Origin of the sequence: Paraburkholderia sp. (assembly GCF_047605525.1) — a bacterium.
In the GTDB taxonomy this organism is placed as follows: Bacteria; Pseudomonadota; Gammaproteobacteria; order Burkholderiales; family Burkholderiaceae; genus Paraburkholderia.
The window spans coordinates 38928-61296 of the sequence record NZ_JASGFN010000013.1; the positions used below are offsets into that span (position 1 = coordinate 38928).

20 protein-coding genes are annotated in these 22369 nt (G+C 63.1%); 5 read left to right on the top strand and 15 right to left on the bottom strand.

The window, feature by feature from the left end:
- The 13 genes from yddG to QM685_RS19465 all read right to left on the bottom strand — a co-directional run bounded on the left by yddG (position 1) and on the right by QM685_RS19465 (position 15696).
- Positions 1-927 (bottom strand): aromatic amino acid DMT transporter YddG, encoded by a 927-nt coding sequence (gene yddG, locus QM685_RS19405; RefSeq protein ID WP_415118279.1) that lies wholly within the window; start codon positions 925-927, stop codon positions 1-3.
- A 123-nt stretch (positions 928-1050) separates the two neighbouring features.
- Complete coding sequence (locus QM685_RS19410) at positions 1051-2553, bottom strand: aldehyde dehydrogenase (RefSeq protein WP_415118281.1); 1503 nt, start codon at positions 2551-2553, stop codon at positions 1051-1053.
- Positions 2553-3461, bottom strand: coding sequence for a dihydrodipicolinate synthase family protein (locus QM685_RS19415; RefSeq protein WP_415118282.1), 909 nt, complete (start codon positions 3459-3461; stop codon positions 2553-2555). Before QM685_RS19415 ends, QM685_RS19410 begins: the two co-directional genes overlap by 1 nt.
- Positions 3462-3539: 78 nt before the next feature.
- Entirely contained in the window at positions 3540-4871 is a 1332-nt protein-coding gene (locus QM685_RS19420) for an MFS transporter (protein WP_415118284.1), read from the bottom strand.
- Between the two features lie 126 nt (positions 4872-4997).
- Positions 4998-6317: an NAD(P)/FAD-dependent oxidoreductase gene (locus QM685_RS19425; RefSeq protein ID WP_415118286.1), complete on the bottom strand. Its 1320-nt coding sequence runs from the start codon at positions 6315-6317 to the stop codon at positions 4998-5000.
- Positions 6318-6404: 87 nt separating this feature from the next.
- Positions 6405-7136, bottom strand: coding sequence for a GntR family transcriptional regulator (locus QM685_RS19430; protein WP_415118288.1), 732 nt, complete (start codon positions 7134-7136; stop codon positions 6405-6407).
- Positions 7137-7575: 439 nt separating this feature from the next.
- On the bottom strand, positions 7576-8049 hold the full coding sequence (locus tag QM685_RS19435; protein WP_415118290.1) for a ferritin-like domain-containing protein: 474 nt from the start codon (positions 8047-8049) through the stop codon (positions 7576-7578).
- Between the two features lie 935 nt (positions 8050-8984).
- Positions 8985-9812 carry an ABC transporter permease gene (locus tag QM685_RS19440; protein WP_415118292.1) on the bottom strand — a complete coding sequence of 276 codons (828 nt, stop codon included), beginning with the start codon at positions 9810-9812 and terminating at the stop codon, positions 8985-8987.
- Positions 9813-9872: 60 nt separating this feature from the next.
- Complete coding sequence (locus QM685_RS19445; protein ID WP_415118294.1) at positions 9873-11129, bottom strand: ABC transporter permease; 1257 nt, start codon at positions 11127-11129, stop codon at positions 9873-9875.
- A 43-nt stretch (positions 11130-11172) separates the two neighbouring features.
- On the bottom strand, positions 11173-12228 hold the full coding sequence (locus tag QM685_RS19450; protein ID WP_415118296.1) for an ABC transporter substrate-binding protein: 1056 nt from the start codon (positions 12226-12228) through the stop codon (positions 11173-11175).
- Positions 12229-12230: 2 nt separating this feature from the next.
- Positions 12231-13436, bottom strand: coding sequence for an ABC transporter ATP-binding protein (locus tag QM685_RS19455; protein ID WP_415118298.1), 1206 nt, complete (start codon positions 13434-13436; stop codon positions 12231-12233).
- A 44-nt stretch (positions 13437-13480) separates the two neighbouring features.
- A complete protein-coding gene (locus QM685_RS19460) occupies positions 13481-14650 on the bottom strand; it encodes an aromatic ring-hydroxylating oxygenase subunit alpha (RefSeq protein WP_415118300.1) in 1170 nt (389 codons plus the stop codon).
- Between the two features lie 122 nt (positions 14651-14772).
- Entirely contained in the window at positions 14773-15696 is a 924-nt protein-coding gene (locus tag QM685_RS19465; RefSeq protein ID WP_415118302.1) for a LysR family transcriptional regulator, read from the bottom strand.
- A gap of 174 nt (positions 15697-15870) precedes the next feature.
- Between QM685_RS19465 and QM685_RS19470 the strand changes: the two genes are divergently transcribed.
- From QM685_RS19470 to argE, 4 genes are read left to right on the top strand one after another with little or no spacing between them, the layout of a single operon-like run.
- The gene (locus QM685_RS19470; RefSeq protein ID WP_415118304.1) at positions 15871-17229 is read left to right on the top strand and encodes a flavin-containing monooxygenase; all 1359 of its coding nucleotides are present in this window, start codon (positions 15871-15873) and stop codon (positions 17227-17229) included.
- On the top strand, positions 17229-17660 hold the full coding sequence (locus tag QM685_RS19475) for a RidA family protein (protein WP_415118306.1): 432 nt from the start codon (positions 17229-17231) through the stop codon (positions 17658-17660). Before QM685_RS19470 ends, QM685_RS19475 begins: the two co-directional genes overlap by 1 nt.
- Before the next feature lie 10 nt (positions 17661-17670).
- Positions 17671-18357, top strand: coding sequence for a DUF1028 domain-containing protein (locus tag QM685_RS19480; RefSeq protein WP_415118308.1), 687 nt, complete (start codon positions 17671-17673; stop codon positions 18355-18357).
- On the top strand, positions 18350-19513 hold the full coding sequence (argE, locus tag QM685_RS19485) for an acetylornithine deacetylase (protein ID WP_415118310.1): 1164 nt from the start codon (positions 18350-18352) through the stop codon (positions 19511-19513). The genes QM685_RS19480 and argE overlap by 8 nt, the downstream gene beginning before the upstream one ends.
- A gap of 43 nt (positions 19514-19556) precedes the next feature.
- Here argE and QM685_RS19490 read toward each other — a convergent pair whose 3' ends face one another.
- Together QM685_RS19490 and QM685_RS19495 are read right to left on the bottom strand one after the other, a co-directional pair.
- Entirely contained in the window at positions 19557-20126 is a 570-nt protein-coding gene (locus QM685_RS19490) for a YdeI/OmpD-associated family protein (protein ID WP_415118628.1), read from the bottom strand.
- A gap of 82 nt (positions 20127-20208) precedes the next feature.
- Positions 20209-21417: a cytochrome P450 gene (locus QM685_RS19495; protein WP_415118312.1), complete on the bottom strand. Its 1209-nt coding sequence runs from the start codon at positions 21415-21417 to the stop codon at positions 20209-20211.
- Between the two features lie 434 nt (positions 21418-21851).
- Between QM685_RS19495 and QM685_RS19500 the strand changes: the two genes are divergently transcribed.
- Entirely contained in the window at positions 21852-22361 is a 510-nt protein-coding gene (locus QM685_RS19500; RefSeq protein ID WP_415118314.1) for a cytochrome P460 family protein, read from the top strand.
- Positions 22362-22369: the final 8 nt, after the last annotated feature.

The window sequence follows — 22369 nt, forward strand, 5'->3', positions numbered from 1 at the left end:
TCAGGAACTCTCTCCGACCCGCACGGACATTGCAGTACCGGCTTGTCGACTACGCGTTGCAAGCCAGCAAAGGATCGATCCGCCGCAGACCATCAACGACCCCTGCCAGAACTGGACAGACAGGGGAGCGTGAAGCAGGGCCGCGGCGAACGCCGCGGAGAGTACGGGAATGAAATACGACGCTCCGGCAAGCACGGTGACATTGCCGTGCAGGATACCCACGTTCCATGCCGCGTAACCGAAGCCCATGGCGGAAGCGGCCAGCACGAGATAGACGATTACGTGGAGACTGAACGCCATTGCGCCGCCGCCTTCGGCAAGATATTTTCCCCACAGTACGGCAGCTACCAGCATGAAGAACAGCGTGGTGCCATTCTTGCCGCCGGCAATGCGCGCGGTCACCGTGCAATAGGCCGCCCAGATCACCGCGCCGAGTAAAGCCAGTCCGTAGCTCAGCGGATTGTCCCTGACGTTCTCCAGCATGCCGGGCAGATCCAGGCCCTGGTCTCCTCCCAATACCCAGCAGATTCCGAGCATCGAGAACAGAAAACCGGGGACTACCAGGAGGTTCGCCCTCTGCCTGTTGAACAGAATGGCCGAGACCAGCGTGAAAGTCGGCCACAGGTAGTTGACCATCCCGACTTCGATCGCCTGTCTGCCGTCGTTGGCGTAGCCGATCGAGAGCGACAGGCACAGTTCGTACGCGATGAACAGCAGACTTCCCCACATGAGATAGCTGCGCGGAAATTCACTGAGCCGGGGGAAACCAACCGTGAAAAAGAGAAAGACGGAAGCCACCGTATATATCATGGCAGCGCCACCGGTCGCGCCGAGGCTTTCGCTCACGCCCCGGATGAGGGCGACGATAGAAGCCCACAACAGGACTGCGACGAGTCCGATAAGCGTTGCCTGTTTCCTGCTTTTCATGCCTTCTATCAGCCTCAGATGATTCGATTTCGCCAGGATGCGTTGCCGTGATACACGAGAATTGCCGATGGCGACCACCGCAATGGATGGCCGCCATCGGCCATGACGCGAGGAGCCCGGAGCCTACGTGCGACTCGTCGGGACGTCAATCCAGATGGTTTTCATCTCGGTGTATTGATCGTGTGCCCAGATGGACTTGTCGCGGCCGCCGAAGCCCGACTGCTTGTAGCCGCCGAACGGCGTCGTGACGTCGCCCTCGCCGAAACAGTTGACGGTCACGACCCCCGCGCGAATTTCCCGCGACAGGCGAATGGCCTCATTCAGATTGCTGGTATAAACCGAGGCCGCGAGTCCATAAACGGAATCGTTTGCCAGTGCGATGGCCTCGTCGATCTCGGTGAACGTCGTGACCGAGAGGACGGGACCGAATATCTCTTCCTGGAACAACCGGCTTTGAGGATCCACGCCGTCCACCACTGTCGGTTCGACGAAAATACCGCTTTTCGTGTCGCCGCCGAATGCCACGCGCAGGCGCTCCGCGCTGGCGTGCTCAAGATACGAGCGTACCTTCTCGAAGTGGGCCTTGCTGACCATCGAGCCGATGCGGTGCTCCGGATCGAGCGGATTGCCCATTTTCCATTCGCGCATGTGCACGCCGACACGCTGCAGCAACGCGTCCTTGATGTCGGCATGGACGATCAGGCGCGAGGACGCCGAGCAGTTCTCGCCCATGTTCCAGAAAGCGCCATTGACGACGTGCTGCGCAACCGCATCGAGATCGTCGACGTCGCGCAGCACGACGGCGGGATTCTTGCCGCCGCATTCGAGCACGACGCGCTTCAGGTTCGAATCGGCGGCGTACCGCAGGAAGCGCCTGCCGGTTTCCGTCGAGCCGGTGAAACTCACCATGTCGACGTCGCGGTGCAGGCCCAACGGTTCGCCGACTTCCTTTCCGCCGCCCGGCAGGACATTGAAGACACCAGCCGGCACGCCCGCTTCGTAAGCTAATTGCGCAACACGCAAGGCGGTCAGCGTGGTTTCCTTCGCGGGCTTCACGACGATGGAGCACCCGGTCGCGAGCGAGGGACCAATTTTCCACGCCAGCATCAGCAATGGAAAATTCCAGGGAAGGACGAGGCCGACCACGCCAATGGGCTCGCGCACTACGAGAGCGAGCGCGCTCGAACCCACGGGAGCGGTGTTGTCGTAGATCTTGTCGATCTGCTCGGCATGCCAGCGGATCGTCTGAATCGTCTCCGGAACGTCCGTGTTCTGGCATTCGCGAATCGGCTTGCCGCTGTCGAGGCTCTCCATCGTGGCGAGTTCGTGCGCGTGCTGCTCCAGCAGCGCGGCGAATTTCAGCAGGATGGACTTTCGGCGCGAGGGCGCGAGATTTCGCCAGCGGCCGTCCTCGAATGCCGCCCTCGCGTTCGCGACGGCAATATCGACATCGGCGGCATTGCACGCCGCGATTTCCGCGAGCACCTTGCCGGTGGCCGGGTTGACCGTTGCGAATGTGTCGCCGGACTTCGAAGGCCGGAATGCACCGTCAATGAACGCCTGGGTCGGCAGCCGCAGTTCCGCGGCAATCGCCGCGTACTCCGATGCACTGAGCAGATGGGACATCAGGCTTTGCTCCCCGTGACCGATGCGACCTCACGCTTGAGCTCAGCGACAACGCTTTGGAGTCGGCTTTTCTCTTGTGCGTCGAGTTCTTGCAGGGGCGCGCGCACTCCGCCCGCGCGAAGGCCCGCGATCTCGCAACCGTACTTGATGGACTGAACGAACTTGCCTTCTTCGAGGAAATCCATGAGCGGCAGCATCGCGGACATGATGCGGCGGCCTTTGTCGAAGTCTTGCTGGACCGCGCACGCCTCGTACAGCGCGATGTGCTCGGCGGGCAGGAAGTTCGAGCCCGCGCACACCCAACTGCGCGCGCCCCACGCGAAGAACTCCAGTGCCTGATCGTCCCAGCCGCACGACACGTCAAGGTTCGGGAATTCGCGCGCGAGCATGTGCAGTTGCCCCATCTGGCCGGAGCTTTCCTTGATCGCCACGAAGTTCTTCGACGCCTTCAGCACCGTATCGAAGAACTCACGGCCCATGGTGATGCTCATGCGACCGGGGTAGTTATAGAGCATGATGGGCAGATCGGCGGCGCGATCGATGGCCAGCGCGTGCGCGGCATTTTCCTGCTGCGTGGGCAACGCGTACGGTGGCGAGCCGACCAGAATCGCGTCTGCCTTGATGGCCTTTGCCGCCTTCGCGTATTCGATCGAATCCTCGGTGCGGATCGCGCCGGTGCCGATAATGAGCGGCAAACGCGAGCCGATCACTTCCTTCGCCCAGGCGCCCAGATCGAAACGCTCCTGAGCGCTCTGTGCATAGTATTCGCCGGTCGAGCCGCCGATGATGATGCCGTGGACGCGGGCCGCGATCAGCGATTCGAGCACGTCGGCAAATGCCGTCCTGTCGATTTGCCCTTCGGCGTTCAAGGGCGTGATGGCGGGGGTGTAGATGCCTTCAAACTTCATGATGTTCTTCCAGTGAGAGCGAGTGTTTTGATGGAAGGTGTGCCGCCTTCATTGACGGCGGCACACCGGTGGTGAGTATCAGTGGTTCAGCGAGGCCGCTTCCTGCAGGCTCAGCGAGCGCGTCTCGGGTGCGAGAGCAAGCGAGGCTACGAGGCCGATGAACGAGACGGCAGCCGCTGCATACATGGTGTTGCCGATACCGATGGTTTGCAGCGCGATCGGTACCAGCCACGTTCCGATTGCCGCGCCGATTCGCGACAGCGACGCACCCATGCCAACGGCAAATGCACGGATGTCGGTCGGAAAGATCTCGTTCGGATAGACGAGTTGCAGCACCTGCGCACCGCCGATGAGCACGGCGTACGCGCCGAACAGAACCAGAATCACGGGCGCCGGACCGTTCGAGCATGCCCCGAGAGCCAGCAATGCCAGGCCCGACCACAGGAAGCTGTGGATCACCATTGCGCGACGGCCAAGTACGTTGATGATGCGCGTTGCGATAATGCAGCCGACTACGAACAGCAAGGTGATCGCGACAGAGCCGAGCGATTCCCACTTCCCGGTCAGATTCAGTGCCTCGAGCACGCGCGGCGCGAACGAATAGACCGCGAAGACCGGAATCACGGAGCAGCTCCAGAACACGGAAACGAACAGCATGCGCTTGCCATATCCGGAATGCAGCAGCGCCCACAGCGAGATCTTCTTTTCAGTTTGTTCTTCCGGCAGGTTCTTCAACGAGAACGACGGGCCGTAGACTTTCCTGATGACCGCTTCGGCTTCGGCGACGCGGCCTTTGCTGAGCAGCCAGCGCGGTGATTCGGGTGTGCCGATCCGCACGAGGAACAGCACGATACCAATGACGGCCGGACTGGCCAGCACCCAGCGCCATGCATCGGGGCTGCCGCTGCTCAGGATGACGTTGCCGACGATATAGGCCAGTGCGGCGCCGAGGAACCAGATGATCGTCAGCATCGCGAGGCGCGGTCCGCGGTACTTGCGGGGCATGAATTCAACGAGCAGCGAACCTGCGACCGGATACTCGATGCCCACGCCGATACCGATGAGAAAACGCAGAACGAACAGTGCTTCCCCCGAATGGACCCAAAGCTGCGCGAGAGAGCAGATGAAGAAAATGACGGGCCCCAGGAAGTAAGGCTTCTGGCGCCCCAGCCGATCCGACAGCCAGCCGCCCAGGAACCCGCCGAAGAAAATACCGATCAGCGCCGAAGCGGCGACCATGCCTTCCCAGAAGCTGGTGAGTCCGAGCACCGCGGAAAACTGCACCATCGCCACACCGATAATGCTGAGCACGTAGCCGTCCATGAGCCAGCCGCCGCTCGAGCGGATGGTAAGCAGTTGGTGGAATCCATTGAGCGGCACGTCCTCGATGGTCACGTGATTCTTCGACATCGTCTGTCTCCTTCCATGAAATTGGGCGCAAAACGTCCTGGCGTGAGCCATGGGTGTTGCGTTTGCGTCCCTCGTATAGGGTTTGTTCGGCCGATCTGCGGACTCGCGACGTCGACCGATGCGTCGTCAGCTTTCGAGTCCTGCCTTGCGTTGTCCCCACCAGAGGGTGGCGTTGACGCCGATGGAGAGGAACGGCTCCGGCGGGGTCTTGCTCGGTCCCGACGTAGCCAGCAGAAAATCGATCTGGTCGCTGCGCTTGCCCGCGAGCCAGTCGGCGAGCAGCGTGCCCGTCACGGTTCCGCGCGTGATGCCGAGCCCGTTGCAGCACAACGCGCCGTAGACATTGGGCGCGAGTTGCCCGAAGAATCCCTTATGGTTGTGCGAGAGCGCGAGCGATCCGCTCCACGTGTATTCGAAGTCGACTTTCGGCAGCATCGGAAAGCGTCGCTCGAACGACAGCCGATGGCGTTCGGCAAAGCGGGGGAGGTACTGTTCTTTGGGCCGTCCGTCCGGGTTGAAGCTGAAGCTGTTGCGCACCAGAATGCGGTTGTCGTGCGTGCGGCGCAGCGTGCTGCCAAACGGGTCTGCCGGTATGACGCCCCAGAACGGCTTGCCGTCGAGCTGTTCCTGCTCTGCATCGGTGAGCGGCCGGGTCAGGCTCGCATACAGAAAGACCGGCAGCATGGTGCGCTGGAGGAAGCCAAATCGCATACCGAAGGCATTGTTCGCGAGCACCAGCTTGTCGACGGTAATGCGGCCGTTGCGATGCGCGAGCACGATCTTTTCGCCATATTCGACCTCGGTAATGGGGGTGTGCTCGTACAGCGTGACATTGGGCGGCAGACAGTCGGCCAGCCCCTTCACGAGCGCCGAGGGCTGCACGAGGATGGTTCCGGGCGTGAAAAGCGCCTTGCGGTAGAACGACGTGCCGATATGGCGGGGCAGGTCCTTGCCTTCGATCACCTCGTACGCCTGGCCGAGCTTGTCGAGGCCGCGCCGATAGGCGTCGAGCACGGCCACACCGCGCTCTTCCACTGCGGCCTGATACTTTCCGGAAGCGGTCATATGACAGTCGATACCGTGCTCGCCCACGAGATCGCGCAGGATCGTCTGGCCGAGCAGGTTCAGCTTGAGCGTGGACTTCGCCGTGGCGATATCGCCGATATAGTCGTCGGCGCCGATATCGTGCGGGAGGTCGATAGCAAAACCCGCGTTACGCCCCGAGGTGCCGAAGCCGACCTCCTGGGCTTCGACGAGAATGATCTCGTCGTCGGGGAAATTCAGAGCCAATTGCCGCGCGGCGGCGAGACCAGTGAAGCCGGCGCCGATTACTGCCCAGCGCGCCTTTGATTCCCCGGCGTGACGCGGCCTCGGTTCGCGAGGCTGGCTCGTGTGATACCAGCCGCACATCTTGTCGTCCGCGGGGAGCGATGTAACACTCAGCATTCCTAATTCCTTGATCGCATATGAATCCGCGCCACGCTTCGGAGTGAACGGTGCACGGAAAATAACGTGCACCGTCCTGCGCGGCCTTTAAAACTGGATGGGTACGTTCAACCCTTCGGGAATCACATATTCAGCCATGCGCCGGCGCGATAACTCCATATGGTTGCGAACCAGTTCGCCGGCGCTCTGTGCATCGCGAAGCGCGATTGCCTCAATGATCTGGTCGTGTTGCTCAACGGCCTTTTCCAGGTCTTTTTGCATGTCGCTCGTGGTGGGCGAGCGATAGAAAATCTTGCCGAGGCGCGCGTGGTCGATCAATACGCGACGCAGGCTGGGCATGAGATACGCGTTACGCGCGATCCGGCCAATTTCGAAGTGAAACTCGTCGTTGCGCAGCACGCGCGACTGAAGGTCGTTCTCTTCGATAGAGGCACGAAAGAGCGCCTGGATCTGCTTCAATCTCTCCACGTCTTCGGGCGTGGCATTGTTCGCTGCCATTTGCGTCGTCGCGACGTAGATGAGCGGCGCCGCAAGAAAGAAGCTCCGCAACGACTGATAGCTCATCGGCGAGACGCGGGCCGGCCGGTTCGGCTCAAGCTCCAGATAGCCCTCCGCCGCCATCTGGCGCATCAACTCGCGCACAGGCGGGCGGGAGAGCCCGAACTCTTCGCTAAGGGCCAGCTCGTCGACCACGGCGCCGGGCGCGAGCTCCATGCTCACGATGCGGCGCCGAAGCGTCTCCGCCATCACATTCTTGCGATCTGCTGACAGGCCCGCTTCGGTGTCCGCGGCTGCCAGTTGAAGTTTGGGTTTAGGCATGGCTCATGTGTCTACAAACTGTAGACAAAGTATAGATTGATAATAGATCTTGCAAAAATAAGGGTTTACGCTGTCCACACTCACGTGTGGAGTCGGTCCGCCAAAGGCTTGATCACGGTATCGTGATCAAGCCTCTGTCACGCGGATGGCGACGGGTTTCAGAGTACGTGAACCGGGTGGATTCGCCCAGATGCGGGGGAAAGGGCGCCTGCCAGGTGGTTGGGCGCCTCGACAGTTTGAATCCGCTGCCTATAGTGGTCGAGCGAATGTCCGGAAGGCGCGAGCAAGCGTCTGTAGATGGCCGTGGGTACGCATACATTGGCTGTGAAACCTGTCATTCGCGACCTCGAAGGTCTGAACAACAGGCAAGCAACTCATAGCTGCCTTATCAATCGCGACATTTGTCCGACTGTCCGCATGGCTTCCTGGAGATGCCCCATCAGGGGTGATTGGCCTGCCGCTCGGCCGACGTCGTCATTTCTCCTGGACGGCGCAGCATCTTGTCGACTTCACCGGCGTGCATCTCTTCGACATGGATCATCTGACGGGCGAACTCCTCGAGTGCAACGGAGCGGCCCTCGACCAGCGTGAGCAGTTCGCGATAGAGATCCAACGCGAGCTTCTCGGCTTGCAACGATTCGCGGAGGATCGAAGAGATATCGAAGGTGTGTGAGTCGAGCAGGGGACCGATTTCAAGCGACGGGTACGCACCCAGAGTGGTGATCCATTCTCCGGCCTGCTGTGCGTGCAATAGCGATTCATCGGCCTGCGCGCGCAACCACGACACGATAGGAATGCGGCCGAATCCGAAAACAAGAAACGAATAGTGCGTATATCGAACGACGCCGGCCAACTCGGATTCGAGAATGCGGTTCAGCACCGCAACGACGTCTTCCTTGTTTATCTCTGCCATTTGGGATCTCCTTTCGGGGCACTGCGACAGACGCGGTCGACGAGTCGCCGCTCGTATCACGCCATGTGGTCTCGACGGATATTGATTAAATGTAGTCGCGCAAGCCGATTGCGCAAGCCGTCAGGCGCCCGACCCCTGCCGCTGAAGGGCCGGCAAGCAGGTACGAACCGGCGGTCGCACGCCTGAGCGCAACGTAAACGCGGATTGGCGCGAGGCGAGATGGCTCTTTTATGCGCACTTGCCGGGTTTAACGCCAGGACTTCACCGGCAGCCGTCACACGAACGCGCCTTGCCCAATCGCAGGCGTCCGGCACTCACTTTCGCCTCGCTACCGCAGTCGCACCGGCAAACCCACAAACCATCGCCGGCATACCGTTCCGTCGTCAGTTGGCCGAACACCTCGCCGCCGCGCAGCGCAATCGAGCCGGGGCGGGACCGCCACACGCGACGCTGCTCACGGCAGCCGCAATCCCGCGTTCGGCCGCCTTCCACCGCATCTAGCCCGGCAGCCACGTGGCGGCCGCACCGGCACCGCCAAAGCCACACGTCGGCGCCTTGATATTGAAGCGCGACGAGATCGCCGAAGGTGCGACCAGCGACATCGCGGCTGGGCGGGAAGGGCCATTCAGGCTTAAAGGGGGCACGGGTACGCTGGTTCACGAAAGGTAAATGGAATTCGGCGTCCTGTTCTCAGGCATAGCCGTGCCCTTTCATAGCTGACGGCCCCGGCTTCGATGTGAGCGTTTACAACAGCTTCGTGGTGCAATCCGAGATCCTTACGGTTCGCCACGATTTGCTCGCGAGCATTTCGGTCATCATTTTAGACCGCGAGCAGCCGACGTTCATTTGACCGGCCACCATTCATGCCGCAAAGGTGGTGGTTATTCGATTCCGGTCCGGATGGAAAGCGCCAATGTCCGTGGTCGCGGAAGCGCTCAGGCGAACGAGCGCCGAGCGGCCGCCGCGCGCTTGCGCAAGCCATTCATACAGGCGAACAAGGCGACTGCGAAGATCATCAGCAACGTGGCGACGGCAAGGATCGACGGATCGATCTGGTCGCGGATGCCGCTCCACATCTGGCGCGGCACCGTGCGCTGATTCGGACCGCCGATGAACAGAATGACGATCACTTCGTCGAACGACGTCGCGAAGGCGAACACGCTGCCGGTGGCGACGGCGGGCGCGATCAGCGGCAGCGTCACGCGACGGAACGCCACCCACGGCGGTGCGCCCAGTCCGGACGCGGCGCGCAGCAGGCTTTGATCGAACGACAGCAGCGAGGCCGTCACCGTGATGACGACGAATGGCGTACCGAGCGCGGCATGCGAAAGCACGACGCCGAGATACGAATTCACGAGCCCGAGCGGCGCAAACACCAGATAAAAGCCCGCGGCGACGACCACGATGGGAACGATCATCGGCGACACGATAATCGGCATGACGATCGAGCGAAACGGAAATTGCGCGCGGCTCAAGCCGAGCGCGGCCAGCGTGCCGAGCACCGTCGCGATCAGCGTCGCCGCCGCGCCGATGCCGATGCTGTTCGCGAATGCGCGTTGCCAGTCCGGCGAACTCAGCGCCTGGGCATACCAGTGCAGCGAAAACCCCTGCATCGGGTACGAGAAGAACGAGCCGGAATTGAACGACAGCGGCACGATCGCGAGGATCGGCGCGACGAGGAAAAAGAACACGATCGCGCAATGCATGCGTAATCCCGCGCCGGCGACGCGTTCCGAAAGCAGCCGGTTGCGTCCGTCTTTCATATGAGTCCGCCTGTCGATGAGCGATATGAATGAAGCATGAACGTCGAGGGTTGCCGCCCGCTAACCGAAGCGCAGACGGTCGATCCCGACCAGCCTGTTGAAGATGAAATAGAACACCGCCGTGAAAACCACGAGGTAACACGACAGCGCGCCCGCGAGCCCCCAGTTGAGCTGCTCGTTGGTCTGCGACGCGATGAGCTGGCTGATCATCTCGTCACCGGCGCCGCCCAGCAGCGCCGGGGTGATGTAATAGCCGAGCGCGAGCACGAACACGAGAAAGCATCCCGCGCCGACACCCGGCAGCGTCTGCGGAATGTACACGCGCACGAAGGCCACGGCGGGATGCGCGCCGAGGGACTTGGCCGCGCGCATGTACACCGGCGAGACGTTCTTCATCACCGAGTAGATCGCGAGGATCATGTACGGCAGCAGGATATGCGTCATGCCGATCAGCACGCCGGTGCGGTTGAAAATGAGCGGCAACGGATGACGGATGATCCCGAAACTGAGCAGCGTGCTGTTGATCACGCCGCCCGGTTGCAGCAGCACGTACCACGCGGTGGTGCGCACGAGCAGCGAAGTCCAGAACGGTACGATCACGAAGAGGATCAGGCGGTTGCTCTGTTTTTCCGGCAGCGTCGCGAGCAGATATGCGACCGGGTAGCCGAACAGCAGGCATAGCAGCGTGACCGTCGCGCTGATCGTCACGGTGCGGGCGAAAGCGGCGCGGTAGACGGCGCTGTCGGCCGCGACCTGCGTCACGGTGCCGTCCGGCGCGACCTGCGCGTCGAGCGCGTTCAGCAGATAGTCGGGCGTCGGCGAAATGGACGCGCGTTTGAGCAGACGCCACGTTTCCGGCTCGTTCCAGCGGGCGTCGAGATCGATCAGGGCCGGCTTCCATTGCGCGGGCGTTTGCGAGCGCGCGGCACGCGCCGTTTTGAAAAGCAGGCTGCGGAATTCGGGCTGGTAAAAGTTCATGCGCCGTGCGATGTTGCCGAGCTGGCCGTTCTCGCCGGTGTCCTTCAGATCGTGCGCCAGCGCGGCAAAGGCGGGCTCGCCGGGCACGCCCGCGCCGTTCCATGCGGCCAGCGCCGCGCTCAGTTGCGGCATGCCGGCGCGCACTTCAGGGTTCTGCACGGCGCGGCCGAGCAGGCTGGCGATCGGCGCGACGAACGTCACCAGCAGAAAGACGAGCAGCGGCATGGCCAGCAGCAGCGCGCGCGCCGCCGCCTTACGGCGCGCGGCGCGGAACGACTCGCGCTCCGTGGCATGCGGGCCGCGGCCAAAGCGGGCGGCGGATGGCAGCGGCGTATTCATCGTCGTGAATCTCTCCGGTGACGTCGTTTGTTCCGGCGCGGCATTACTGCGTCAGCCAGTTCTGGAACCGCTTGTTGATTGCGTCGGCGTTGTCGGCCCAGAACGTTGCGTCGATTTGCAGCGGACGCTTGAAGTTGTCGGGCGCGGTCGGCAGGTCGTTGAGGCGCGTCTTGTCGATCAGCGGAATCGCATTCTTGCGCGGCGGCGCATACGCGATGTACTTCGACAGGTCGGCATAGGCCTGCGGCGTGGAGGCCGACACGATGAACTTCTGCGCCGCGTCCGCATGCTTCGCGCCGTTGACCACCGCCCACCATTCATAGTCGTACACCTGGGCATCCCAGACGATCCTGAAGGGCTTTTTGTCCTTGTGCACGGCGTCGTCGATACGGCCGTTGTAGGCCTGAGTCATCACGACCGCGCCGTCGGCGAGCAACTGCGGAGCCTGCGCCCCGGCTTCCCACCAGACGATGCTCGACTTGATCGTGTCGAGCTTTTTGAACGCGCGATCAACGCCGGCGGGCGTGGCCAGCGTCTTGTAGACGTCCTTCGGCGCGACGCCGTCGGCGATCAGCGCCCACTCCATCGCCACCTTCGGCGACTTGCGCATGCCGCGCTTGCCGGGGAATTTCTTCAGATCGAAGAAATCGTTGATGCTGGTCGGCGCGGTTTTCAGCTTGCTGGCGTCGTACGCGTAGACCGTGGACCACACCATCGCCGCGACCGCGCAGTCGCTGAGCGAACCCGGCAGGAAGTCGCTGGTGTCGCCGAGCGATTTCCGGTCGAACTTCGCGAGCAAGCCTTCGTCGCACGCGGTGATCGCGTCGTTGGTTTCGAGGTCGATCAGATCCCACGTCGGATTTTTCGCCTGTTCCATCGCCTGCAGCTTCGCGAGACCGCCATCGTATGACTCGGTGGCGAACTGGTTGCCGGTTTTCGCGGTGAACGGCTCGAACCATGCCTTTTTCGCGGCGGTTTCATAGGCGCCGCCGAACGTGACGACGGAAATCGTATCCGCCGCGTGAGCCGCGGCCGCCGCGAAAATGCCGAGCGCGCATGCCGCGAGGGTGGTTCGCAATAGCGAGAGGTTGGTCTTCATTTCTAGTTGACTCCTGCGATGAGTGGCGAGGCGGACGAGGAAGGGGAGGCGGCGGAATAATCGGTGCCGCCGGACGACGAGGCGGCGCGTGGTGGCGCCGGGGCGGCGGGCAGCACCTTGCAGTCGTCGCGCCGCCAGGTGACGGCGGTCTGGCGGCCGAGCGCGGGCAGATCGTGGTGCTGCGTGTTCGGGACCTTGACGACCACGCTTTCCCCATGAACGAGCTTCAGGTGCACGCGATGATGATCGCCGCAATAGACGAGCTCCTCCACGAGTGCGTGCAGGACGTTCATGTTCTGGCGTTCCGCTTCCAGCACGGCTTCCGGGGTCGACGCGAGATGCGCGCGCTCGGGGCGCAGCGCGAGCATCGCGGTATCGCCGGGCGCGAGTCCCGCGCCGGGGCGGCCGTGCACGGTGCTGCCGTCGGCGAGCTGCATGGCGGCCCATTCGCCGTCGCCTGAATTGACGCGGCCGGTCAGCCCATTGTTCTCGCCGACGAAATTGGCGACAAACGCATTCGCGGCGTTCTCGTACAGTTCGGTCGGCGTGGCGGCCTGCTGGATGCGTCCGTCGGAGAACACGGCGACGCGATCGGACATCGTCAACGCTTCGTTCTGGTCGTGAGTCACGTAGACGATCGTGAGCGACAGCTCGCGATGGAGCTTCATGATTTCATACTGCATGCTTTCGCGTAGCCGCTTGTCGAGCGCGCCGAGCGGCTCGTCCATCAGCACCACGCTCGGCTCGAAGACCAGCGCGCGTGCCAGCGCGACGCGCTGCTGCTGGCCACCCGAGAGCTGCGCCGGACGCCGCTCTGCAAGATGCGACAGCTCCACCATGTCGAGCGCGCGCGCGACGCGCATCTTCTGTTCGCCGCGGCTCACCCTGCGCACCGACAGCGGAAACGCCACGTTCTCGGCAATCGTCATGTGCGGGAAGAGCGCATAGTTCTGGAACACCATGCCGATGTCGCGCCGATGCGGCGGCTTGTCGTCCAGACGCTTGCCGGCCAGACGGATTTCGCCGCGGGTGGGCGATTCGAATCCCGCGAGCATCATCAGCGTCGTGGTCTTGCCCGAGCCGGACGGGCCGAGCAGCGACACGAATTCGCCGCGCGCGACGTCGAGATCGAGCCCTTCGACCACGTTATGCATGCCGTCGTACGATTTGCTGACGCCCGCAAAGGAAATAAATGGTTGGCTTGACATGGGTGTCCCGGCAGAGTGTAGGCAATCCATACGAGGCGACGATGTCAGGTCGCGCCCACGCGTGCCGCGAGGTAACACGCGAAGTCGAAGTTCGGCCGCTCGAGATGGCTCAGGTTGCCCGGCTTCGCGAGCGGCGCGTGCACGCCGCGAAACACCGCCTCGACGCCGCGCCGGTCTTCGGCGTTCACCTCGTCGAGCAGCGTCTTGAGCGTCGCCATGTATTCGGCGGCCTTCGGATCGTCGATGAATTCCGGCGCAAGGCCGCCCCCGAACTGGATATGCACGTGGCCGACGCCGCGCGGCTGCAGGATCAGATACCAGAAGTAGCCCGGCGTCAGCGTGACCAGATGCGTCGGATAGATCGCCAGCAGCGCGGTGGTACGGCGCCAGTGGCCCTGCAGACGCGTGTTGTCCGGGTGCGCGTTGCCGATCGGCAGCGTCGCTTCCTTGGTGATCCAGTGATAGTTGAAGGCCGGCAGGCCCGGCGGACACTCCATTTCCTCGAGCTTCGAGTGCGGGCCCACCGTCGCCCGGTGCAGCATGGGCAGGTGATAGCTCTCCATGAAGTTTTCCGCGAGGATCTTCCAGTTGGTGTTCCACACATGCTCTTCGTGGAAGGTCTCGACGTAGTCGGCCATGCCGTACGGCTCGATCAATGCCGTCAATCCGGCGAGGTGCGTCGCGACCGGCGGCGCCCGTTCGTTGAGCGTCACATAGATCCAGCCTTGCCATGTTTCGCAGCGCACGGCGGGCAGCGCGTACTGTTCCTTGCAGAATCCTGGCTGGCGGTCCATCAGCGGCGCGCCGGCGAGCGTGCCGTCGAGCGCGTAATTCCACGCGTGATACGGGCACACGATGCGGCGCACGTTGCCGCGTCCTTCGAGGAGCACCGACATCCGGTGCAGGCAGACATTCGAAAACGCGCGCAGCTCGCCGTTCGTGTCGCGCAGCACGACCACCGGCTGGTCGTCGATCTGCGCGGTCAGATAGTCACCGCTCTTCGCGAGCGTGCTCGCGCGGCCCACGCACAACCACTCGTTGCGAAACACGTCGCGCTGTTCGAGCGCGAGAAACGCCTCCGACGTGTAGACCGCGGGCGGCATCGCGTGCGCATCCTCGAACGGGCGCTCGCAGTTCTCGCGCAGCGCGCGGACGATGTCGAGCCCTGTCTCCGCCGGATATCCGGCGTGCGTAGGATGGGGAAAGGCTGACATGCAGTCCTCCGTATCACTATATGCATCCGATGAGCACCAATCTAACAATCCAAATTGCTAGGGAAAATATTGTTTTTGGATGCAATGCATAGGGTCAACCTATGCCGTCGCGATCTGGCGGGCTATTCGATGTGCAGACGGCGAATGTAGGTCTCGCAAAAGGCCGAAAAGCGCTTGACGACCTCGCGCGGCTTTACGGTGCTGGATCGCGCGATGCCGAGGGTCGTCGCATTGACGTTTTCCTTGAATCGCTTAACTACGAAGTCTTCGCCGTCGACGGTCCGGTTCGACTTGAGCGGGAAGTTGAGGATGCTGTAGCCGAGTCCGTTGGCCACCATGCCGCGCACCACTTCGGGCTGCGACGAACGGAACGCCGCCGCCGGGCGGTTGCCGACGACGTCGAACAGCGCGGAGAAATATTCCCGGCTGTGCGGAAGGTCCAGCATCACGTAGGGCTCGGGGAGCAGGTCCGCCAGCGACACCTTGCGCGCCCGCGCGAGCCGGTGCGTCTTCGGCAGGATGACATACGGCGGCAGGGAAAGCAGCGGGGTAAACGCGATGCCGTCCGTGATGTCGAGGCTATAGGTCAGCGCGATGTCGAGCGAGCCGTCGTGCAGGCCGCTCAACAGGGTGTCCTGATGGGCTTCGGTGGTCCGGAACGTGATGGCGGCGTGGTCCTGCACGAAGCGGCTGATGATGCCGGGCATCAGCGGCGGGGCCAGCGATACCATGCAACCCAGCGAGATGGAACCGGACATGCCGCCGTCCATTTCCTTCGCGGTCAATTGCAGTTCCTCGGCGTTCTTCAGCAGATTGCGCGCATGGCCGAGCAGATCGCGGCCCGGTTGCGTCAGCGACAGGCCGCTGGCGTGGTGGCGGATGAAAAGCTGCACGCCGAACGATGCCTCCAGATCCGCGAGCGCCGTCGAGATCGACGGCTGGGAAATGTGCAGGCGCCTCGCAGCGGCGGTGAAAGAAAGCACCTCGGCCGTCACGACGAAATAGCGTAGCTGACGCAATGAATAGCGTATCGGATTGCCTTCCATCGGTTGCTCCGTTGAACGTATCGAGCCGATTGTGGCTCGCCGATAAAGCGCTTGCATAGAGAAAAGCGATGCAAAGCATTTTTTAAATATATTTTTTGGTACCGGCAACGGCGGCGTACATTCTGTTCGAACGTGAAGGACCTGAACCAGACCGGTTTTCAGAAGGAGACAGCCATGACGGCTGAAACATTGTCGATCGACACGCTGGTCATCGGCGCGGGTCAGGCCGGCGTGGCCATGAGCGAGCACCTGAGCAAACTGGGCGTGCCGCATCTCGTGCTGGAGCGCGACCGTATCGCGGAACGCTGGCGTACCTGCCGCTGGGATTCGCTGGTCGCCAACGGCCCCGCCTGGCACGACCGCTTTCCCGGCATGGAGTTCGAAGGACTCGACCCGGACGCATTCGCGCCGAAGGATCAGGTCGCCGATTACTTCGAAACCTATGCGCGCAAGTTCGATGCGCCGATCCGCACGGGCGTCGAAGTGACGGGCGTGGCGCGCCGGACGGGTCGGCCGGGCTTCACGGTCGAAACCTCGGATGGCACGATCGAAGCCGGTCGCGTGGTCGTCGCGACGGGGCCGTTCCAGCGCCCGGTGATTCCGCCGATCGCGCCGCGAGACCCGCATCTCACGCAGCTTCATTCAGCCGATTATCGCAATCCCGCGCAGTTGCCGGAGGGCGCCGTGCTCGTGGTGGGGGCGGGGTCGTCAGGCGTGCAGATCGCCGACGAACTGCAGCGCGCGGGCCGCAAGGTCTATCTGTCCGTCGGCGCGCACGACCGGCCGCCGCGTGCGTATCGCAATCGCGATTTCTGCTGGTGGCTCGGCGTGCTCGGCGAGTGGGACAAGGAAGTCGTCACGCCGGGACGGGAGCACGTGACCATCGCGGTGAGCGGCGCCTACGGCGGCCAGACCATCGATTTCCGCAGGCTCGCGCACCAGGGCATGACGCTCGTCGGCGTGACCCGGTCGTTCGAGCGCGGCGTCGTGACCTTCGAACGAGACCTGGCCGACAATCTGAAGCGCGGCGACGACAACCTGATGGCGCTGCTCGACGCCGCCGATGCCTATGTCGCGCGCACCGGTATCGACTTGCCGGAGGATCCGCAGGCGCGCGTCATTCCGCCCGATCCGGAATGTGTGACGCATCCGCTTGCGGAACTGGATCTGGCGCAGGCGGGCGTGAACACGATCATCTGGGCCACCGGCTATGCGCTCGATTTCGGCTGGCTGCATGTGAACGCGTTCGACGACAACGGCAAGCCGCAGCATCAGCGCGGCGTGTCGAAGGAGCCGGGCCTGTATTTTCTCGGCTTGCCGTGGCTCTCGCGCCGCGCGTCGTCGTTCATCTGGGGCGTCTGGCACGACGCGAAGCACATTGCCGATCACATCGTCACGCAGCGCAAATATCTCGCCTATCGCGACGCGTCGCAGCGCCAGCAGGATGCGCGCCGTCCGCAGGGCGCCGACGCGCCATCTACCGCGCACGACGAATCCCGCGCGCGCAAAGTCAACGAACTGGGAGTGAACTGATGCCGACGCATACCCGCATTCGCATGTTCAATACGAAGGATACGTACCCGAACCAGTCGCTCGACAACGATCTGTGCCAGGCGGTTCGCGCGGGCAACACGGTCTATGTGCGAGGCCAGGTCGGCACCGATTTCGACGGCAACCTGGTCGGCCTCGGCGATCCGGGCGCGCAGGCCGCGCAGGCGATGAAAAACGTCAAGCAACTGCTCGAGGAAGCGGGCAGCGATCTGTCGCACATCGTCAAGACGACGACGTACCTCATCGATCCGCGCTATCGCGAGCCGGTGTATCAGGAAGTCGGCCGGTGGCTGAAGGGCGTGTATCCGATTTCGACGGGGCTCGTGGTCAGCGCGCTGGGCCAGCCGCAATGGCTGATGGAAATCGACGTGATCGCGGTGATTCCGGACAACTGGACGCCCGCCCAGGCGTGAGGAGCGAGCCATGACATTCTCGATCGTCGGACGTTGCCGGAAGACGGGCCAGCTTGGCGTCGCCATCAGCTCGTCGAGCATTGCGGTCGGCGCGCGATGTCCGTGGGTGCGCGCGGGCGTCGGCGCGGTGGCGACGCAGAACGTCACGCTTCCCGCGCTGGGCCCGCAGATCCTCGACCTGCTCGAACATGAACAGCTCGCGTCCGATGCGGCGCTTCAGCGGGCGTTGAACGCGAGCGAATGGAGCGAATGGAGCGAGTATCGGCAGGTGACGGTGATCGACAGCCAGGGCCGGACTGCGATGTTCACCGGCGCCGAAGCGCTCGGCGTGCACCACGCGGTCGCGGGCGACCAGTGTGTCGCGGCGGGCAATCTGCTGGCCGGCAAGCACGTGATAGACGCGATGGTGAAGGCGTTCGAGCAGGCGCCGGGCGTGCTCGCCGATCGCCTGATGCAGGCGATGCACGCGGCCGTCGAAGCGGGCGGCGAGGCCGGGCCCGTTCATTCCGCCGCGCTCCGGATCGTCGATGCGCCTATCTGGCCGGTCGTCGATCTGCGCGTCGACTGGGCGGACGACGATCCGATCGGCCGGCTCGACGCGCTGTGGCAGGCGTATCGGCCGCAGATGCAGGACTATATCTCGCGCGCGTTGAATCCGACGGCGGCGCCCAGCTACGGCGTGCCCGGCGATGAGTGAGCTGTCCAGCCGTGAGCTGCTGGCGCGGCTGATCGGATTCGCGACCGTCAGCCGCGATTCGAATCTGGAACTGATCGCGTTCGTGCAGCAATACCTCGCGGATTTCGGCGTGCAAAGCGAGCTGTTCCACAACGCCGCGCGCACCAAGGCGAATCTGTTCGCCACCATCGGTCCGGCCGACCGGGGCGGCATCGTGCTGTCCGGCCACACCGATGTGGTGCCGGTGGACGGGCAGGCATGGACCGTGGAGCCGTTCCGTCTCACCGAGAATGACGGACGCCTGTATGGACGCGGCACGGCCGACATGAAGGGCTATCTCGCGTGCGTGCTGGCCGCGGTGCCCGGCTTCCTGAAGCGGAAACTGGAACTGCCGGTGCATCTCGCGTTCTCGTATGACGAGGAGGTGGGCTGTCTCGGCGTGCGGCCGATGCTGGCGGAACTCGGAAAGCGCGCACCCCGGCCGCGTTTATGCCTGATCGGCGAGCCGACCGGACTGAAGCCGGTGCTCGGCCACAAGGGCAAGCTCGCGATGCGTTGTCACGTCAAGGGCGCGGCGTGCCATTCGGCGTACGCGCCGCACGGCGTCAACGCGATTCAATACGCGGCGCGCCTGATCAACCGGCTGGAAGAGATCGGCGACGAACTGGCGCGGCCCGAACATCACGATGCGCGGTTCGATCCGCCGTTCTCGACGGTGCAGACCGGCGTCATCAGCGGCGGACGCGCGCTGAACATCGTGCCGGCCGAATGCGAGTTCGATTTCGAGGTGCGGGCTTTGCCTGGCTTCGATGCCAACAGCGTGGCCGACAAGCTGCAAGCCTATGCGGAAGCCGAACTGCTGCCGAGGATGCGTGAGGTGCAGCCCGATACGGATATTCGCCTGCAGGCGTTGAATGCCTATCCCGGGCTTTCGACCTCGCCCGACAGCGACGCCGCGCGCCTGCTCGCGATGTTGAGCGGGTCGAACGAATACGGAACGGTGGCGTTCGGGACGGAGGGCGGACTGTTCACGCAGGCGGGCATTCCGACCGTGGTCTGCGGACCGGGCAGCATGAATCAAGGTCATAAGCCGGACGAGTTCGTCACGGTCGAGCAACTGGGCCGCTGCGATGCGATGTTCGCGCGACTGGGGCAGCATCTCGGGAGCGCGGGCTAGACAGTGTCGTCATGAGATTGCGCGTTCCCTACGTAAACAGACCTTAGGGATAGAAGGTTTCGCCACGGTTCAGCATGTCGACGAATTCCTCGATCTTGCGCGCCCGTGTTGCGGGCTTTTTGGCATTCTGTATCCGAAACAGGATGGCGTAGCGGTTGCGGCTGTTCAGTGTTGCAAAAAACGTCCTGGCTTCGGGATTGGCGTCCAGGGCGACCCGCAGGTCGTCCGGCACCGTCGAGTTGCTGGCGGACGCATAAGCCATGTCCCAGCGACCGTCTTTCCTGGCCTTCTCGATTTCCCGCATGCCCGGCGCACGCATTCTGCCGGCGGCGATCAGTGCTTCAGCCTTGTCCTTGTTGAGCCTGGACCAGATGCTTTTCGCGGAGCGTCGAGTGAAGCGCTGTAACCAGTATTCCTCGCTGTCGGCCTGCTTCCGACCATCAATCCAGCCATAGCAGAGAGCGCTCTCCAGCGCCTGTGCGTAAGTCAAGGTCGGTTGTCTGGCGCCCTTCTTCGCGAGGCGCAGCCATGTCCCGGTCGAAGTCCCCTGGTTTTGCGCCAACCAGTTTTCCCATTCGTTCTGGGTAGCAAATGTCAGATGCGATTCAGTCATGGCAATGAACCGGGTGGTTGAGTTCATGATCGGTCAGCCATCTTCACCTGGTCCGGCAGCGAGCGTGCGTTCATCCTGCGCATCACGTTGCCGCGGTGAGCATGCGCAGCGACTGCACCCCGCGCAGGTTATTGCGCGGATGCCATGCCAGCCGATTCAGATCCACCGGCTGCATGGCGGGAAAGCGGGCAAGCAGGTCGCCGAGCGCCACTTCCATTTCGAGCAGCGCGAGCCGTACGCCGAGGCAATGATGAATACCGCTGCCGAACGCCAGTGACGGCACGCTGGCGCCGCGCTCGAAATCCAGTCGATCGGGGTGGGAAAACACCGCGGGATCGCGATTGGCCGCTCCGGTCAACATGAACACGAGGGTGCCGGGCGCCAGCGTGACGTCGTGGATGACTACTTCTTCGAGCGCCGTGCGCACCAGCATCTGAACCGAGCCGTCGTAGCGCATGCATTCGGCGACAGCCTTCGGGATCCATGCCGGCTCGCGCTTGAGCAGTTCGAGCTGGGCCGGATGACGGAACAGTGCGATGACGGCATTGCCGATCATGTTCGACGTGGTTTCGTGGCCGGCAATGAACAGCAGGATCACGTTCGAGATGATTTCGGCGTCGCTCAACGTCACGCCCGCGTCTTCGACGCTCACCAGCGAGGAAACGATGTCGTCGCCCGGATTCATGCGCCGTTGCTCGACCACATTCCGGAAATAGCGTTCGAGTGTGAGCGCCGCGTCGTTGGCCGCCGCCAGTGTCGCTTCGTCGAGCGGAGCGAGATCGAATGCGGACACGAGTCGGCTGGCGGCTGCGCCGAGCTTTACGCCATCGGCGGACGGAATAGCCAGCAGACGGCAGATGATTTCGATCGGCAGGGGCAGCGCATATTGGCTGACCAGATCGAATTCGCGCGCGGCACCGATGCGATCGAGAAGATCGCGACTGGTGGCCTCGACGATTTCTCTCAGCTTTTCGATCTGCCTCGCATTGAAGGCCTTCATCAGAAGCGTGCGCAGCCTCGTGTGCGAAGGCGGGTTCATCATCAGAAACGTGCGGCTCAGCGCCTGAAACACCGGGTGCTGGGTGGCGGCGTCGCCGTAACGCGTGCGCACGCTTTGCAGATAGGTCTTGCCCATGCGCCGGTCGCGCAGCAACGCATCGATGATCTCGAAGCGCCCCGTGACGAGTAGGGACGGCGCCACCGGCAGCAGCGGCCCCGCTTCACGCACCTTCTCATACACGGGATAAGGATCGGCGAAAAAGGCGGGCGAGGAAAAAGTTGCGAAATGCATCGTGCGGAATGTCCCAGGAAAGCGATTGACGGTCGGCGACGCCGGCGCTCCAGCGAGAACAGTGAGTGAGCCCAATTATTCCACTGTCCGCGGCACTTTTGTCAGTGCCACGCGCGCAACACCTCTCCGCGTTTCCTTTCTCTTTGTATCGCAAGGTATCCGCAACGTAGAACGATACATAACGTTGCATTCAGGGGCCATTGCGGACACAAGCCAGATACGTGCGCCGGGTCTAATGCGTCGGTGCCGGTCGGGCTGGCGACTGCCGGGACTTCTTTTCAAAGCTCTTTTACATAAAGGAACGAGCCATGTCTGATCGGATCGACACGCGGCGCCGTCGGCTGCCCGGCACGACCGCGGGAGGCATCGAAAGCGTTTGCCGATGCCGTGATCGACGTTGCGCGTGTCCGACCGGACGCGAAGGAGACAGGCAAATGCGAAGCATTCGGACTGCACATGTCGTGCTCGGCGCGGCGCTTCTGCTCGGCGCGGTGGCGGATCAAGCACTGGCGCAAAGCGCGCCCTCGGCGCCGTCGCCGATTTATGGCGTCACGATTCCGGACGGTTACCGCAAGTGGCAAATGATCGCCCCGGCCGAAGAAGCCGCGCCGCTCGACGAACTGCGCGTCGTGCTCGGCAATCCCGCCGCGGTGAAGGCGATCGAAAACGCGACGCTGCCGTATCCCGACGGGACGATCCTCGTCAAGCTCGCGTACAAGCGCAAGCAGTCGCCGGAATTTCCATCGGCGACCATTCCCGGCGCGCCCACCACGGTCCAGGTGATGGTGAAGGACTCGCGTCGCTATGCGTCGACGGGCGGCTGGGGTTTCGGCCGTTTCGTCAACGGACAGCCGGTCGACGCGGCGCAGCATCAGACCTGCTTCGCCTGCCACGCAGCCCGCGTGAAGGATCGGGACTACGTGTTCACGCGTTTTGCACCGTGACTTCGCGA

Excerpts from the sequence above, each read along its gene's own strand:
- yddG (WP_415118279.1), bottom strand. The coding sequence starts at position 927 with ATGAAAAGCAGGAAACAGGCAACGCTTATCGGACTCGTCGCAGTCCTG.
- QM685_RS19410 (WP_415118281.1), bottom strand. The coding sequence starts at position 2,553 with ATGTCCCATCTGCTCAGTGCATCGGAGTACGCGGCGATTGCCGCGGAA.
- QM685_RS19415 (WP_415118282.1), bottom strand. The coding sequence starts at position 3,461 with ATGAAGTTTGAAGGCATCTACACCCCCGCCATCACGCCCTTGAACGCC.
- QM685_RS19420 (WP_415118284.1), bottom strand. The coding sequence starts at position 4,871 with ATGTCGAAGAATCACGTGACCATCGAGGACGTGCCGCTCAATGGATTC.
- QM685_RS19425 (WP_415118286.1), bottom strand. The coding sequence starts at position 6,317 with ATGCTGAGTGTTACATCGCTCCCCGCGGACGACAAGATGTGCGGCTGG.
- QM685_RS19430 (WP_415118288.1), bottom strand. The coding sequence starts at position 7,136 with ATGCCTAAACCCAAACTTCAACTGGCAGCCGCGGACACCGAAGCGGGC.
- QM685_RS19435 (WP_415118290.1), bottom strand. The coding sequence starts at position 8,049 with ATGGCAGAGATAAACAAGGAAGACGTCGTTGCGGTGCTGAACCGCATT.
- QM685_RS19440 (WP_415118292.1), bottom strand. The coding sequence starts at position 9,812 with ATGAAAGACGGACGCAACCGGCTGCTTTCGGAACGCGTCGCCGGCGCG.
- QM685_RS19445 (WP_415118294.1), bottom strand. The coding sequence starts at position 11,129 with ATGAATACGCCGCTGCCATCCGCCGCCCGCTTTGGCCGCGGCCCGCAT.
- QM685_RS19450 (WP_415118296.1), bottom strand. The coding sequence starts at position 12,228 with ATGAAGACCAACCTCTCGCTATTGCGAACCACCCTCGCGGCATGCGCG.
- QM685_RS19455 (WP_415118298.1), bottom strand. The coding sequence starts at position 13,436 with ATGTCAAGCCAACCATTTATTTCCTTTGCGGGCGTCAGCAAATCGTAC.
- QM685_RS19460 (WP_415118300.1), bottom strand. The coding sequence starts at position 14,650 with ATGTCAGCCTTTCCCCATCCTACGCACGCCGGATATCCGGCGGAGACA.
- QM685_RS19465 (WP_415118302.1), bottom strand. The coding sequence starts at position 15,696 with ATGGAAGGCAATCCGATACGCTATTCATTGCGTCAGCTACGCTATTTC.
- QM685_RS19470 (WP_415118304.1), top strand. The coding sequence starts at position 15,871 with ATGACGGCTGAAACATTGTCGATCGACACGCTGGTCATCGGCGCGGGT.
- QM685_RS19475 (WP_415118306.1), top strand. The coding sequence starts at position 17,229 with ATGCCGACGCATACCCGCATTCGCATGTTCAATACGAAGGATACGTAC.
- QM685_RS19480 (WP_415118308.1), top strand. The coding sequence starts at position 17,671 with ATGACATTCTCGATCGTCGGACGTTGCCGGAAGACGGGCCAGCTTGGC.
- argE (WP_415118310.1), top strand. The coding sequence starts at position 18,350 with ATGAGTGAGCTGTCCAGCCGTGAGCTGCTGGCGCGGCTGATCGGATTC.
- QM685_RS19490 (WP_415118628.1), bottom strand. The coding sequence starts at position 20,126 with ATGACTGAATCGCATCTGACATTTGCTACCCAGAACGAATGGGAAAAC.
- QM685_RS19495 (WP_415118312.1), bottom strand. The coding sequence starts at position 21,417 with ATGCATTTCGCAACTTTTTCCTCGCCCGCCTTTTTCGCCGATCCTTAT.
- QM685_RS19500 (WP_415118314.1), top strand. The coding sequence starts at position 21,852 with ATGCGAAGCATTCGGACTGCACATGTCGTGCTCGGCGCGGCGCTTCTG.